Raw genomic sequence first — 12,324 nt, forward strand, 5'->3', positions numbered from 1 at the left:
GTCCCCGCCGGAACGCCCCGATTTCCGAGATCCCCCGAACCCGGAGAACCATGACGACCGTCGCCGGGCTGCCCGCCCACATCCTCCTCGTGCACGCCGTGGTCGTGCTCGTCCCGCTGACCGCGCTGCTGCTGGTGGTCGAGTCGCTGTGGCCCGCGGCGCGGCGCCGGCTCGCCTGGCCGGTCGCCGCCCTCGCCGTGCTCACCCTCGTCTCGGTGCCGCTCGCGACCGAGGCGGGCGAGTGGCTCGAGCACCGGATCGCCTCGACCCCGCTGCTGCGGACGCACGCCGAGCTCGGCGACACGATGCTCCCCTGGGCCGCCGGCCTGGCCGTCGTGGCCGTGCTGGTCGCCGCACTCCAGCAGTGGTCCCGCCGGGCGGAGCGGCGCGCTGCCGAGGCCGGCGCGGCGGCGGGCCCGGAGCGCCGCCGCCGCGGCCGGCTGCCGGCCGCCGCACTCGCCCTCGTCGCCGTCGTGGTCGCCGCCGGCTCGGTCGTGACCGTCTACCGGGTCGGCGACTCGGGCGCCCGCGCGGCGTGGACCGGCCAGTTCAGCGCCACGCCGCTCCCCCGCGGCGGCGCCCCGGTCACGACCGGCCTGCCGGAGCACCCGTAACCCCCCGCCCACACCGAGCGAGCCCCGGCCCGTGGAGATCACGAAGGGACAGGGCAACCCGCCCGTGCTCGACGAGGACGAGGCGCTCGAACTGCTCGCCTACCTCGTCACGGCCGCCCGCACCCAGGTCGACGAGGCCGCCGAGTACGGGCCGCTGCGGCTGCTGACCGCCGCGCGCCGGCTCGGGTCGGCGATCGCGCCGCGGGCCTCGGCGGCGACGGCCGGGTTCGTCGCCGGGCCGCTGGCCGCGGTCCCGGAACTGGCGGTGCCGCGCGACGGCCGGGAGGAGTACGCCGCCCGGCTCGACGAGCTGTGCCGGGCACTCGCCGGCCACCTCACCGCACACTTCGCGCGGGAGAGCCCGTGAGGCACACCGCGGACGGCGAGGCGGTGCTGGCTGCGATCCGCAGCCGCCGCGTGGTCCGGGCGCTCACGGACGAGCCGGTGGCGCGCGAGGACCTCGAGACGGTGCTCGACGCCGGCCGCTGGGCCCCGACGGCCGGCAACCGGCACCTGCAGCGCTTCGTCGCCACGGACGACCCGACCACGCTGCGGGTGCTGCGTATGGTGTCGCCCGGGATGATCCAGCGCCCGGCGGCGGCGATCACGGTCTGCACCGACCACCCGCGGGCCGCGGAGTTCGGGTTCCCGTCGGACGCCCCGGGCCTGCACGTCGACGTCGGCACCGCGGCCGCGACGCTGCTGCTCGCGGCGCACGCGATCGGCCTCGGCGCCGGGCCCGTCACCTCCTTCAGCCGCGCCGCGGTCGGGGTGGTGCTGCGCCTGCCCGACGGCTGGGTGCCGGAGATGATCGTGTGCCTCGGCCACCCGGCGCCCGGCGCCCCCGCGCCGATGCGTGCCCGTCCGCGACTGACCTGGCGCGACCTCACGACCTGGGTGCCCTGACCGGACCCCGGGCATAACGTTGAGCGCTCAATCGTTTGCGGTACCGTCGGTGACGAGATCGGGAGGAACCGCATGGACACGCTGGAACTGGGACTCGACACGTTCGGCGACGTGACCGTCGACGGGCAGGGCGACCGGACGTCGTACGCCCAGGTCATCCGGGACGTCGTGGAGCAGGCCGTGCTCGCCGACCGGGTCGGGATCGACGTGTTCGGGGTGGGCGAGCACCACCGCGACGACTACGCGATCTCCGCGCCCGAGGTCGTGCTCGCCGCGATCGCCGGGCGCACCGAGCGGATCAAGCTCGGCACCGCCGTGACGGTCCTCAGCTCGGACGACCCGGTGCGCGTCTTCGAGCGCTTCGCCACGCTCGACGCCGTGTCGAACGGCCGCGCGGAGATCACCCTCGGCCGCGGCTCCTTCACCGAGTCGTTCCCGCTCTTCGGCTACGACCTGGCCGACTACGAGACGCTCTTCGCCGAGAAGCTCGACCTGATGGCCCACCTGCTCGAGGAGGGCCCGGTGACCTGGGAGGGCACGGTCCGCGCCGCGCTGCGGGACCAGCAGGTCTACCCCAAGACCGAGTCCGGGATCACCGCGTGGGTCGGTGTGGGCGGCAGCCCGCAGTCCGTGGTCCGCGCCGCGAGCTACGGCTTCCCGCTGGTCCTCGCGGTCATCGGCGGCGACCCGGTGCGCTTCGCGCCGTACGCGGAGCTGTACCGGCGCACCCTGGAGCAGCTCGGCCGCGGGCCGCTGCCGATCGCGGTGCACGCGCCGGGGTTCGTCGCCGAGACCGACCAGGATGCCGTCGACACGCTCTTCCCGCACGCGAAGATCGCCCTCGACCGCATCGGCCGCGAGCGCGGGTGGCCGCCGCTGACCCGCGCCCGGTTCGAGGCCGACGTCCGCGAGGGCGCCCAGCACGTCGGGTCGCCGGAGACCGTGGCCCGCAAGATCGCCCGCACGGTGCGGGCGCTGGGCCTGCAGCGCTTCGACCTCAAGTACACGACCGGCACGCTGCCGCACGCCGAGCTGATGAAGTCGATCGAGCTGTACGGCACGGTCGTGGCGCCCCGCGTGCGCGAGCTGCTCGCCGACGGGTCCGACGAGCAGCCCGAGGGCATCGCGGTCTGACCAGCGGCCCCCGTCACCAGGCGACGGGCAGCGCCTCCAGGCCGTAGATCGCCTTGTGCACGGCGAAGGGGACCTCGTCGTCGGCGCAGGCGAGGCGCAGGTCCGGGAAGCGGCGCAGCAGGGCCGGGAAGGCCACCCGCATCTCCATCCGCGCCAGCGGGGCGCCGAGGCAGTGGTGGATGCCGTGCCCGAACCCGACGTGCGTGCCGGCCTTGCGCGTGACGTCGAGCCGGTCGGGGTCGTCCGTCAGCGCGGGGTCCCGGTTGGCCGCGGGCAGGTTGAACGACACGAGGTCGCCGCGGCGGATGACCGTGCCGTCGAACTCGACGTCGCGGGTCGCCAGGCGCGGCGAGCCGGAGTTCACCACGCTCAGCCAGCGCAGGAGCTCCTCGACCGCGCCGGGCACGGCGTCGGGCTCGTCGCGCACCAGCGCGAGCTGGTCGGGGTGCCGCAGCAGGGCCAGGGTGCCCAGCCCGAGCATGTTCGACGTGGTCTCGTGCCCGGCCACGAGCAGGAGGTTGGCGATCCCGACGAGCTCGGCGTTGGTGAGGTCCTCGTCGTGGTCGCGGATGAGCATGCCGAGCATGTCCTCGCCCGGGTCCCGGCGGGCCCGGGCGACCAGGTCCTGCATGTAGGCCAGCGAGTCGGCGGCGAGGGCGGCGCGCTCGTCGTCCGGCAGGGACACGTCGAGCTGGCGGCCGGTGCGGGCCTGGAAATCCTCCTGGTCCGCCGGCGGCACGCCCAGCAGCTCGCAGACGACCAGCGACGGGATGGGCAGGGCGTAGTGCGCGACCAGGTCCGTGGGCGGGCCGTGGCGTTCCAGCGCGTCGAGGTGCTGGTCGACGATCTCGACGATCCGCGGTTCGAGCCGCCGCATCCGGCGCACCGTGAACTCCGGGGTGAGCATGCGGCGCAGCCGCGTGTGGTCCGGCGGGTCGAGCGCGAGCAGGTTGCCGCTGCGGTCGCCGGTGAGCTGGCGCGGGTCCCTCGTGGCGCCCCCGAGATCGGCCGGCGTCCAGCCGTTGGCGAACGACTCGGCGTCGCCGAGCATCCGCCGGACGTCGGCGTGCCGGGTGAGCAGCCAGGCCGGCGGCCCGAACGGCGTCGGAACCTGGATCAGCCCCTCCTGCGCGCGCACGGCCGCGAGGTCGGGGGCGGGCCCGAACCCGTCCCTGCGCAGGGTGAGCGGCCGGTCGGTGGCCGGGACGGAAGGCCGTGCTGAGGTCACTGCGGGGGTCCTCCGGGTGGTGGGAGTGTTCGGGACGGGTGGGCGGACTGCACCGCGCCGGGCGGCGTCCACCAGTGAACCGCTCAGCGCACAACTGAGTCAACCGAGTGATTTAAACTCTGCTCGCTCTGGTCGCGGCGCGCACCGTCGTGCGACTCTCCGTCAAACACGTGATTGAAGTAGCGCCCAGGGAGCCCCGTGACCCCCCTCCAGCCGGACCGTGCCCGCCCGGGCGCGCTCGTCCCCGTCCTGGCCTTCTCCGGGATCGTCGTCGCGCTCATGCAGACGGTGATCATCCCGCTGGTCCCCCGGCTGCCCGCCCTGCTCGGGGCGTCGTCGGCCGACACGGCGTGGGTGGTCACCGCCACCCTGCTCGCCGCCGCGGTCGCCACGCCGACGGTCGGCCGGCTCGGCGACATGTACGGCAAGCGGCGGATGCTGCTGTTGAGCCTGGTCGTGCTGGTGGCGGGCTCGGTCGTGGCCGCACTGAGCGACTCGCTCGTGCCGGCGATCATCGGCCGGGCCCTGCAAGGCCTCGCCGCCGGCGTGATCCCCCTGGGCATCAGCATCATGCGCGACGAGCTGCCCGCGGAGCGCCTCGGCTCGGCCACGGCGATGATGAGCGCCTCGCTGGGCGTCGGCGGCGCGCTCGGCCTGCCCGCCGCGGCGTTCCTGGCCGAGGAGACGGACTGGCACGTCCTGTTCTGGGTCTCCGGCGGGCTCGGCCTGGTCGCCGCCGGCCTCGTGCTCACGCTCGTCCCCGAGTCGTCCGTGCGGAGCGGGGGCCGGTTCGACGGGCTCGGCGCGCTGGGCATCTCGGTGGCGCTGCTCTGCCTGCTCCTCGGCATCTCCAAGGGCGCCGACTGGGGCTGGGCGAGCGGCAGCACGCTCGGCCTGTTCGCCGGCGCGGTGGTCGTGCTCGGTGTGTGGGGCTGGTACGAGCTGCGCCGGCCGCAGCCGCTGGTCGACCTGCGCACGCTCGCCCGCCGCCAGGTGCTGCTGACCAACATCGCCTCGGCGGTCTACGGGTTCGCGATGTTCGCGATGTCCCTGGTGCTGCCCCAGCTGCTCCAGCTGCCCGAGGCGACCGGCTTCGGGCTGGGGCAGAGCATGCTCGCCGTCGGACTCGTGATGGCGCCGAGCGGGCTGGTCATGATGGCGATGGCACCGGTGTCGGCCCGGATCTCCCGCGTGTCGGGCCCGAAGACCACGCTGATGCTCGGCGCGCTGGTCGTCGCCGTCGGGTACGGGGTGAGCATCCTGCTGATGTCCCAGATCTGGCACTTCGTGCTGGCCTCCAGCGTGATCGGCGCGGGCATCGGGCTCGGCTACGGCGCCATGCCCGCGCTGGTCATGGGCGCGGTCCCGCGCTCGGAGACGGCCGCCGCGAACAGCCTGAACACCCTGATGCGCTCCATCGGCACGTCCGTGTCCAGCGCCGTCGCGGGCGTGGTGCTGGCGCACATGACGGTGGAGATCGGGGGCGTGGCCCTGCCGACCCAGGACGGCTTCCGGGTCGTCCTGGCCGTCGGCGCCGGAGCCGCGCTCGTCGCGGTCCTGGTCGCCGCGTTCATCCCGGGCCGGCGGCCCGCCCCCGCACCCGTCCCGACCGGCGAGCCGCCCGTCCCCGACGGCCGGACCGTGACGGGCCGGGTCGACGGCGTGGCCGGGCCGGTTCCCGCCCTCGTCACGGTGACGGCACACGACGCCGACGGCGCGGTCGTCGGCACCGTGCGCACCGACGCCGACGGCCGCTACCGGCTCGACGTCCCGGCCGGGCCGCTGACCCTCGTCGCCGTCGAACACCCGGCGGTCCACGAGGCGGTGACGGTCCGGGCCGGGCTCGCGCAGCGGCACGACATCACGCTCCCCCCGGACACGTCGGCGCCACCCGAACCGGATCCGGAACCGCTCGCCGGCGCCGTCGGGGTGGAGCTCCGGTGATCGACCCCAGCCTCGACAGGACCGCGTCGGCGCAGGTCACGGGCCGGGTCCGGACGACCGCGCGCCCGGTCCCCGACGCGACCCTCACCCTCACCGACGGCGCCGGCATCCAGGTCGCCCGCACCCGCAGCGCGGCCGACGGCGCCTTCGCGTTCCCCGGCCTGCGGCCCGGCCGGTACGTCCTGGTCGCGCACCGCAGCGGGCACCGGCCGCAGGCCACCGCAGTGGAAGCGGTGGCAGCCGTGGAGGCACTGCCTCCGGGCGGGGTGCGGCACGACGGCGGGCTGGACCTGGTGCTCGAGCCCGTCGCGAGCGTGCGGGGCAGGGTCCGGGACCCGGACACCGGGCTGCCGGTGGTCGCGGCCACCGTCGTCGCCGTGGACCCGGCCGGGGAGGTCGTCGCGTCGACGATGTCCGAGCCCGACGGCAGCTATCTGCTGGAGGGGGTCGACACCGCCGGCCCGCTCACGCTCGTCGTGGCCGCGCCGGGCGCGGACCCGGTCGCCCGCAGCGTCGAGCTCGGCGCCTCCGGTGCCGAGCAGACCGTCGACCTCGCCGTGCAGACCCTCAGCACGCTGACCGGCATCGTGACCGCGGGCGGGCGGCCGCTCCCCCGGCTCCCCCTCACGCTGCACGACCACCGCGGCCGGACCGTCGCCCACGCCCGGACGGGCGCGGACGGAACGTACCGTTTCGAGGGCGTCCCGGCCGGGAGATACACGGTCCGCAGTGCCACCAGCGGGCCGCAGGCGGCGGGGATCGGGCCGGACGACGGCGTCTGTCACCTGACCCTGACCCCCCGCTGACCCGCCGCGGGCGGAGCCACACGACTCTGGGTGATCGGCCTGGCCACGGGGCGTGAACCATCCGCCGAAAGGGATGACCTCGGGCCGATCACCTGGTCTGCTCGGCACGTGCCGGTGCTCCGCGACCTCCACCCGTGGGGCGCCGTGCGGGCCGCCCTGCCCCGCGAGGGCCCGTCGGTGGTCCGGATCGTGGTCGCCGCGGCGGTGAGCTGGCAGGTCTGCGTGTGGCTCGGCGCGACCCAGCCACCGGTCTACGCGGTGGTCGTCCCGCTCGTGGCCATCCGGGACGCGCCGGGCTCCGCGCTCAACGTCTCGCTGGCCCGGCTCGTGGGGGTGGTCGCCGGGCTCGCCGTGGGCATCGGGGTGCTGGCGTGGCTCCGGCCGTCGGCGCTCACGGTGGCACTGGTCCTCGCCGTGGCGCTCGCGATCGGGATGGTGCTGCGCATCGGCGACACGCTGAACGTCCAGGTCGCGGTGTCCGCGCTGCTCGTCTTCGCGAACTCCGATCCCTCGTCCTACGCCGTGGCCCGGCTGTGGGAGACCGCGGTCGGGGCGGTGGTCACCGTCGTCCTGTCGCCGCTGCTGCTGCCGACGAACCCGGCGCGGACCTTCGTCGCCGCGCTGCGCGGGGTCGCCGACGGCGCGGCCGAGGACCTGCTCCTGGCCGCGGACCTGCCGGTCGATCCGGCGGACCCGGCCCGCGAGGACCTGGCGGCCCGGCTGACCGACCGGTCCCACCGGCGCGACGACGCCGCCCGCCAGCTCCCTGGCCAGCTCGCCTCGGCGCGGCGGGCGGTGCGCCTCCACCCGCTCTGGCGCCGCCGTCACACCGCCGAGCTGGCGGTGCTGGAGGAGCCGGCGGCCGCGGCGCCGGAGATCACGGAGCTGGTGCGTACTCACGTCACCGACGTCGTCGAGCTGGGCAGACGCCCGGACACCTGCGCCTGGTGGGCCGGCACGGCGCCGCGGACCCGGGCCGTCGTGCGGCCGCTCGCCGACGCCGTCGCGGCCGGTCTGAAGGGCACCCCCGATCGCGGCGCACTCGCCGAGGCCGCCGCGGCCGTGGACGCGCACGCGGCGGCGGACCACTCGGCGTTGGGAGGCCTGATCCGGCGCCCGCTGCGGCGCGCCGAGCGGGTGCTCACCGCCCTCGCCGGGCCCGACCGGCCCGCCGGCAGGGGTGGCTCCGGGCCGTGACACCCGGGATGGCGCCGGCGCCCTCCGGCGCCATCCCGCCGACCCCCTCCGACCCCCCCGGTTGTGGTCTACATCACTGAGCCGGGCGGTTCAACGCAACGGGGGTTGCGCCTTCGCGGTCGCGAGGACGGGGCGGGCTGGCACGATGCCCGTATGGGCACGGCGCTGCGGCTGGTGGTCGGCCTGGTCGTGGTCGTCGCCGTGGCGGTCGCGCTGCTGTGGGCGATCCAGCGACGACTCGTGTTCCTGCCCGGCGGGGCGCCGTCCGTCGCGCCGGAGCAGGTGCTGGCCGGCGGGAGCCCGCTGGCGGTCCCGACCGCGGACGGGCTCGTCCTCGCGGCCTGGCACGCGCCCGCCACCGGCCCGTCCCGCGGCGTCACCGTGCTGGTGCTGCCGGGCAACGCCGGCAGCCGCGCCGATCGCGTGCCGCTCGCCGAGGCGCTCACGGCCCGGGGGCTCGACGTCGTGCTGCTGGACTACCGCGGCTACGGCGGCAACCCGGGATCGCCCAGCGAGGAGGGACTGGCGGCCGACGCCCTGGCCGCGCACCGGTACCTCACCGGACACCGCGGCATCGACCCGTCGCGGCTCGTGGTGCTGGGCGAGAGCATCGGTGCGGCGGTCGCGACCCGGCTCGCACAGGAGCGGCCGGTCCGGGCGGTGGTCCTGCGCAGCCCGTTCACCGAGCTCGCCGACGTGGCCGCGGAGCAGTACCCGTTCCTGCCGGTCCGGACCCTGCTGCGCGACCGGTTCCCGGTCGTCACGACGGTCGGTTCGGTGGCCGCCCCGGTCACGGTGGTGGCCGGCGGCGCGGACGAGATCGTGCCCGTGGAGCAGAGCAGGGCGGTCGCCGCGGCCGCCGGCAGCGCCGCGGTCGAGGTGCCGGGCGCGCGCCACAACGACCCGGACCTCGGCTACGGGCCCCCGCTGGTCGACGCCGTCGTGCGGGCGGCCGGCTGACCCTCCCGCAGGTCACCGGCGGCAGCGGACCACCCGGACGAACACGAGCACCATGATCACGAAGGCGATGCCCACGGCGAGCCCCAGGACCGGTCCGCCCGCGATCGCGGCCTCGGCGGTCATGCCGCACAGGATGAGCAGGCCGACCACCGCGGCCACCCGGTCCGCCCGGTGCATCGCGACGTCGCCGGTGGGCCCTGGCGGCCCGGGCGGCGCGGCTTCCCGGGGGCGGCCCGTCAGGCTCTGTTCGAGGCGGGCCAGGATGCGCCGCTCGCGCGCGGTCAGCGGGCGCACGCCCCGGTCGTCGAGGGTCATCGTCGCCTCCCCGACACTCGGATCGGTCGGCTCCGGTGGTGCGGAGCCGTTGTCGTCAGCGTGAGCGCGGGTCCTCGTCCGGCTGCTGCTCACGCCCCACGGTCTGCGCGACGTGCTCCGAGGGCGCCGCGTGTCCCCCGCTGTGCGCCTCGGCCCGCGCCCGTTCCACGAGGTGCGGGTAGTGCAGCTCGAAGGCGGGCCGCTCCGAGCGGATCCGCGGCAGCTCGGTGAAGTTGTGCCGCGGCGGCGGGCAGCTGGTGGCCCACTCCAGAGAGTTCCCGAAGCCCCACGGGTCGTCGACGGTCACCACCCGGCCGTAGCGGTAGCTGTGGAAGACGTTCCAGATGAACGGCAGGATCGAGAACCCCAGCACGAACGCGCCGATCGACGAGACCATGTTCAGGGCCGTGAACCCGTCCGTCGGCAGGTAGTCCACGTAGCGGCGCGGCATGCCCTCGTTGCCCAGCCAGTGCTGCACCAGGAACGTCGTGTGGAAGCCGATGAAGGTGAGCCAGAAGTGGAACTTGCCCACCGTCTCGTCGAGCATCCGGCCCGTCATCTTCGGGAACCAGAAGTAGATCCCGCCGTAGGTCGCGAACACGATCGTGCCGAACAGCACGTAGTGGAAGTGCGCCACCACGAAGTACGTGTCCGAGACCATGAAGTCGATCGGCGGCGAGGCCAGCAGCACGCCCGTGACCCCGCCGAACAGGAAGGTGGCCAGGAAGCCCAGGGCGAACAGCATCGGCGTCTCGAAGGTCAGCTTGCCCCGCCACATCGTGCCGATCCAGTTCACGAACTTGATGCCCGTCGGGATCGCGATGAGCAACGTCGTGAACGAGAAGAAGGCGAGCAGCACCGCGCCGGTGGCGTACATGTGGTGCGCCCACACCGCCGCCGAGAGGAAACCGATCGCGATCGTGGCGAACACGAGGGTCTTGTAGCCGAAGATCGGCTTGCGGCTGAACACCGGGAAGATCTCCGTGACGATCCCGAAGAACGGCAGCGCCACGATGTAGACCTCGGGATGGCCGAAGAACCAGAACAGGTGCTGCCAGAGGATCGCCCCGCCGTTGGCCGGGTCGAACACGTGGGCGCCGAGGTGCCGGTCCATCAGCAGCCCGAACAACGCCGAGGTGAGGACGGGGAAGGCGATCAGGACCAGCAGCGCCGTCACGAAGATGTTCCACGTGAAGATCGGCATCCGGAACATCGTCATCCCGGGCGCGCGCAGGCAGATGATCGTGGTGATGAAGTTGACGCCGCCGAGGATCGTCCCCAGACCGGCGACGATCAGCCCGCCGAGCCACAGGTCGCCGCCCGCCCCCGGCGAGCGGATGGCGTCGGACAACGGGGTGTAGGCGAACCACCCGAAGTCCGCCGCGCCGCCGGGCGTGAGGAAGCCGGACATGACGATCAGTCCGCCGAACAGGAAGAGCCAGTAGGAGAAGGCATTCAGCCGCGGGAAGGCGACATCGGGCGCGCCGATCTGCAGCGGCACGATGTAGTTCGCGAAGCCGAACAGGATCGGCGTGGCGTAGAGCAGCAGCATGATCGTGCCGTGCATCGTGAACAGCTGGTTGTACTGCTCGCTCGACAGGAACTGCTGTCCGGGCCGGGCCAGCTCCGCGCGGATCAGCAGCGCCATCGCGCCACCCGCCATGAAGAAGCCGAACGACGTGACCAGGTACAGGATCGCGATGTCCTTGGGGTCCGTCGTCTTGAGCATCTTGAGGAACGTCGACCCCTTGCCCGTGCGTCGCGCGGGGTAGGGCCGGGTCTCGATCGGGCGCGGCGCAACTGCGGTCATCGCTCCCCCTCGGCGGCGGTGCCGGTTAGGTGGGCGACCACCGTACTGCGGTTCGGACCTGCCCGGATAGGGCCGACCGGCAGCGCCGGCCGGAAACCCTCTTCCCCGTGCAATGAATCTGATTACCTTGTTGCAGATGACTGACGCCACCATTCCCACCCTGCACGCCTGGGCCGGGGGCGACGCCGCCTTCCGGAAGCTCATCGACGCCTTCTACGACCGGGTCGAGCGCGACGACCTCCTCGCCCCCTTCTTCCCCGGCGGCGTCTCCGAGGCCCACCGCAGCCACGTCACCACGTGGTGGATCGAGGTGTTCGGCGGCGAGCCCGGCTACACCCGCGAGCACGGCGGCTACGAGGCGATGCTCGCCCACCACCGCGACCTCGGCATCACCCCCGAGCAGCGTTTCCGCTTCGCGTCCCTGATGAGCCTCGCCGCCGACGACGCCGGCCTCCCGGACGACCCCGAGTTCCGCGCCGCCTTCGTCGGCTACGTGGAATGGGGCACACGGCTGGCCCTGCACAACTCCCGCCCCGGCGCCGACGACGTCGTCGCCCACGCCCCCGTCCCCCGGTGGGGGTGGGGGGTGGCCCCGCCGTACCAGCCCTGATTTGGGCGTTCGACCTGGAGAGCGGCACCGTCGCCCTGCTGCTCACGCGGCCGGAGGCGCGGGGCCGGCCCAGCGCGCCTTCCACCCCTCACCGAGGCGTACCGGGCGCTGCGTCCCCGTCGCCACCACACAGCAGGCCGCGAGACTCATCCGGCACGAACTCGACGACCGGCAGGACCGGTCGGTTCTGCTGACCGGAGGCTGTGGGAGGGGCGAGAGCAGGTGCTCGGCGGCGCCGTGGGGGCGGGCGACATCACGCGGCGCACCATCAGGGCTGTAGACCGTCAGGGGTCGCGCCGGCAGAGCGCTGCACCGTGCGCAGCGCCCGGAGGTCGCGCCGCCATAGGAGGCCGATCCGGGTCAGGAGGCGGCGCCGGCTCACGAGGCCGCGCCGGCTCACGAGGCCGCGCCGGCTCACGAGGCCGCGCCGGCTCACGAGAGGGCGCGCTGGCTCACGAGCCGCCCCGCTCGAGAGGCCGCCCCGACCCAGGAGGGCGAGCCGGCTCAGGGAGGCCGCCCTCCCAGGCGCCGCGCCGTGCCGAAGGGCCGAGCCATCACAGGGGGCCGCGCCGATCTCAAAGCCGGTGCCTTCTCGGGGCGCGTCGTTTGGGAGCGCCGAACCGTCTCGAGGCGCCGCGCGTGCCGGTACTCGAACAGCGCGGGATCGGTCAGCCGCCAGAGCCGCTGAGAACGCGCCCCGAGCGCCCTCCGCGACGCCGGGTTCTTCGTGGAGTTGGTCTCCGCCCGGCGACACCCCTCGGCGATCGCAGATCTTGCATCGGCGCAGCTCAAGGTGATAG

General features: G+C 74.4%; 12 protein-coding genes and 1 pseudogene. 10 read left to right on the plus strand and 3 right to left on the minus strand.

The features are described 5' to 3' along the window. The first annotated feature begins 50 nt into the window (after window positions 1–50). From PKE99_RS35685 to PKE99_RS35700, 4 genes are all read left to right on the plus strand, one after another. Entirely contained in the window at window positions 51–614 is a 564-nt protein-coding gene (locus tag PKE99_RS35685; RefSeq protein WP_051738331.1) for a DUF2231 domain-containing protein, read from the plus strand. A gap of 31 nt (window positions 615–645) precedes the next feature. After that, a complete protein-coding gene (locus PKE99_RS35690; RefSeq protein ID WP_037053895.1) occupies window positions 646–981 on the plus strand; it encodes a DUF6092 family protein in 336 nt (111 codons plus the stop codon). Beyond that, a complete protein-coding gene (locus PKE99_RS35695; protein WP_051738332.1) occupies window positions 978–1,520 on the plus strand; it encodes a nitroreductase family protein in 543 nt (180 codons plus the stop codon). The genes PKE99_RS35690 and PKE99_RS35695 overlap by 4 nt, the downstream gene beginning before the upstream one ends. Before the next feature lie 72 nt (window positions 1,521–1,592). Then, window positions 1,593–2,654: an LLM class flavin-dependent oxidoreductase gene (locus PKE99_RS35700; RefSeq protein WP_037053898.1), complete on the plus strand. Its 1,062-nt coding sequence runs from the start codon at window positions 1,593–1,595 to the stop codon at window positions 2,652–2,654. Window positions 2,655–2,667: 13 nt separating this feature from the next. Here the strand turns inward: PKE99_RS35700 and PKE99_RS35705 are convergent, their stop codons facing one another. After that, a complete protein-coding gene (locus PKE99_RS35705; protein ID WP_037053901.1) occupies window positions 2,668–3,882 on the minus strand; it encodes a cytochrome P450 in 1,215 nt (404 codons plus the stop codon). A 198-nt stretch (window positions 3,883–4,080) separates the two neighbouring features. On the opposite strand from PKE99_RS35705, the pseudogene PKE99_RS35710 reads away from it, so the two are divergent. The 5 genes and pseudogenes from PKE99_RS35710 to PKE99_RS35730 form a co-directional block, all read left to right on the plus strand. Further along, window positions 4,081–5,490, plus strand: a pseudogene (locus tag PKE99_RS35710) (MFS transporter); the annotation flags it as partial. Window positions 5,491–5,523: 33 nt separating this feature from the next. Further along, a complete protein-coding gene (locus PKE99_RS35715; RefSeq protein WP_269323064.1) occupies window positions 5,524–5,826 on the plus strand; it encodes a carboxypeptidase-like regulatory domain-containing protein in 303 nt (100 codons plus the stop codon). Beyond that, window positions 5,823–6,632 (plus strand): MSCRAMM family protein, encoded by an 810-nt coding sequence (locus PKE99_RS35720; protein ID WP_037053907.1) that lies wholly within the window; start codon window positions 5,823–5,825, stop codon window positions 6,630–6,632. Before PKE99_RS35715 ends, PKE99_RS35720 begins: the two co-directional genes overlap by 4 nt. A gap of 108 nt (window positions 6,633–6,740) precedes the next feature. Beyond that, on the plus strand, window positions 6,741–7,829 hold the full coding sequence (locus PKE99_RS35725) for an aromatic acid exporter family protein (protein ID WP_037053910.1): 1,089 nt from the start codon (window positions 6,741–6,743) through the stop codon (window positions 7,827–7,829). A 153-nt stretch (window positions 7,830–7,982) separates the two neighbouring features. Beyond that, entirely contained in the window at window positions 7,983–8,789 is an 807-nt protein-coding gene (locus PKE99_RS35730; protein WP_037053911.1) for an alpha/beta hydrolase, read from the plus strand. 12 nt (window positions 8,790–8,801) lie between these two features. Here PKE99_RS35730 and PKE99_RS35735 read toward each other — a convergent pair whose 3' ends face one another. Beyond that, window positions 8,802–9,104: a hypothetical protein gene (locus PKE99_RS35735; RefSeq protein ID WP_037053913.1), complete on the minus strand. Its 303-nt coding sequence runs from the start codon at window positions 9,102–9,104 to the stop codon at window positions 8,802–8,804. A 55-nt stretch (window positions 9,105–9,159) separates the two neighbouring features. Next, a complete protein-coding gene (gene ctaD / locus PKE99_RS35740) occupies window positions 9,160–10,914 on the minus strand; it encodes an aa3-type cytochrome oxidase subunit I (protein ID WP_037053915.1) in 1,755 nt (584 codons plus the stop codon). A 136-nt stretch (window positions 10,915–11,050) separates the two neighbouring features. Between ctaD and PKE99_RS35745 the strand changes: the two genes are divergently transcribed. Continuing rightward, the gene (locus tag PKE99_RS35745; protein ID WP_037053917.1) at window positions 11,051–11,524 is read left to right on the plus strand and encodes a group II truncated hemoglobin; all 474 of its coding nucleotides are present in this window, start codon (window positions 11,051–11,053) and stop codon (window positions 11,522–11,524) included. The last annotated feature ends 800 nt before the right edge of the window (window positions 11,525–12,324 follow it).

Source organism: Pseudonocardia halophobica (assembly GCF_027922425.1).
Taxonomy (GTDB): Bacteria; Actinomycetota; Actinomycetes; order Mycobacteriales; family Pseudonocardiaceae; genus Pseudonocardia; species Pseudonocardia halophobica.

Bases quoted from the DNA above. Each gene is read 5' to 3' on its own strand.
- PKE99_RS35745 (WP_037053917.1), top strand. From the start codon at position 11,051: ATGACTGACGCCACCATTCCCACCCTGCACGCCTGGGCCGGGGGCGAC.
- PKE99_RS35730 (WP_037053911.1), top strand. From the start codon at position 7,983: ATGGGCACGGCGCTGCGGCTGGTGGTCGGCCTGGTCGTGGTCGTCGCC.
- PKE99_RS35700 (WP_037053898.1), top strand. From the start codon at position 1,593: ATGGACACGCTGGAACTGGGACTCGACACGTTCGGCGACGTGACCGTC.
- ctaD (WP_037053915.1), bottom strand. From the start codon at position 10,914: ATGACCGCAGTTGCGCCGCGCCCGATCGAGACCCGGCCCTACCCCGCG.
- PKE99_RS35735 (WP_037053913.1), bottom strand. From the start codon at position 9,104: ATGACCCTCGACGACCGGGGCGTGCGCCCGCTGACCGCGCGCGAGCGG.
- PKE99_RS35685 (WP_051738331.1), top strand. From the start codon at position 51: ATGACGACCGTCGCCGGGCTGCCCGCCCACATCCTCCTCGTGCACGCC.